Below are 1,717 nucleotides of genomic sequence, written 5' to 3'. Positions count from 1 at the left end.
GCTATATAAATACATATTTTAGATACCTCATCATATAAATCTATTATTATCTTATTTTCTCTTTCTTCTATTCGCGTTAATTCTTTTCTTAAGTTCGTTATTCTAGCTTCTTGCGTTTTCTTTTTAAGTCCTAAAGAGTTTATAGCATCTCTCATAGGCTCATACATATCCTCTTCTTTTATGATTTCCCATAACATTCTTCCAATAAAATTAGTAATCTTTGCATCAAACCACACTTCCCATTTTCTTTTTTGTTCTTCTCTTTCATATAATATCGTATTTATATTAAATAAATTATCTAATATATATCTCATAAAATCTTCATTATAGTTACCTAATAAATCAAAATTTGCAAACTCTTCTAAATTCATAGGTTTTCTATTTATCTTTTTAGAGACCTCTATTCTCATCCTTCTTTTTAAATCTGGATGTTTCTTTAATAACTCTATATTTCCTTCATAGGTATCTTTATATCTTGCGTATTGATCATAAAACACTACTTTACAATTATAATCATTTACATTTTTACTATCAGCATATACTATCGTTTGGAACTTATTTTCTTTTAAATCCACTATTCCTTTAGTTCCACTTACTTTTCCTACCCGCTTCTCATAAATTTTAGCTAATAAATAAAACATACTTTTATATTGCGCAAAACTTTTATTTTCAGGCATTATATACGTTATAGGTATATCTATTCTATTTATATTTAAGGTCATTATATCATTCGGCCTTATCTCTTTTAATATCTCTACAAATCTCTTATTACATCTAAATACGTCTTCTTTCTCAGTTATTAACGTAGCGTTATTCTCTCCTATAAATTTAGGATACGATATTTTAAATATACTCTTATCTAATTCTCTTTTACCTCTACTTACTTTAATAAATCTATAACGTTCAATTTTCTCAATTTCATTATTTTCTAACATTCTATCAAATTTTACAGTTACACTTATAGTATCCATAGTTCTAATCCTCCTAATATATTTTATTACAGATTATTGTTGTATTTAATCATTTTTATTAGGGAACTATCCTAATATCTGAATAATATATATCTATACAAGTTGAGCTACAGCTATACTAGGCTGTCTTTAGCAGACAGCAATTATATAATGTGTCCACTCAGTTCCTTCGTTACCACATTATATAATTTACAGTAAGCATGATGTAGGTATATAACTATAAATTTAATAAAATTTAGTAAAAAAAAATAAAAATAATTCAGTTTTATATAAAAATTTGTTTTTTATGCTTGTATTTATCTATTATTTCTGTGATTGAATAATTTTATGTTAATCACTTTTTAGAGTATACCCTAACATTTTTATAGGGTAATATATACTTTTAAATTCAATTTAAACGCGTTTAAATAATGTTTTTAGCTACTTTCCAAAATGTTTTAATAAAATACATAAACTTGATAAGTCTATTGCCTTAAAATCGATTTTAGAGAACAAAATATATTAATAAGAGGCGTTGTCAGTTTCTTTAAAACTTTAGAATTGAATGGCTTTTAATTAAGATAAAAATTGATCTATAGTTAAAATATGGAGAATTTAAAGTAATTTCTTAAAATGATCTGTTAAAAAGTAGTTAAATCTATATTGTTGGGAGTAGAAATAATTTTTTTCTTGTGGTTCTTTAGTCTTTTTGATACACTTAATTTAGTAATTCCATGATGAATTTACTTTTTCCAAGACTCTAAAAA

General features: G+C 24.3%; 1 protein-coding gene. It reads right to left on the bottom strand.

All coding sequences use genetic code 11. The features are described 5' to 3' along the window. Positions 1-971: hypothetical protein (locus ACMOUI_RS13605; RefSeq protein ID WP_418966233.1), on the bottom strand; the 971-nt coding region annotated here is incomplete at its 3' end. Between the last annotated feature and the right edge of the window lie 746 nt (positions 972-1,717).

It is taken from the genome of Cetobacterium sp. (genome assembly GCF_048470075.1).
Classification (GTDB): Bacteria; Fusobacteriota; Fusobacteriia; order Fusobacteriales; family Fusobacteriaceae; genus Cetobacterium_A.
Note: the sequence above shows the minus strand (reverse complement) of the source record. Positions and strands in the feature narration are given on the sequence as shown.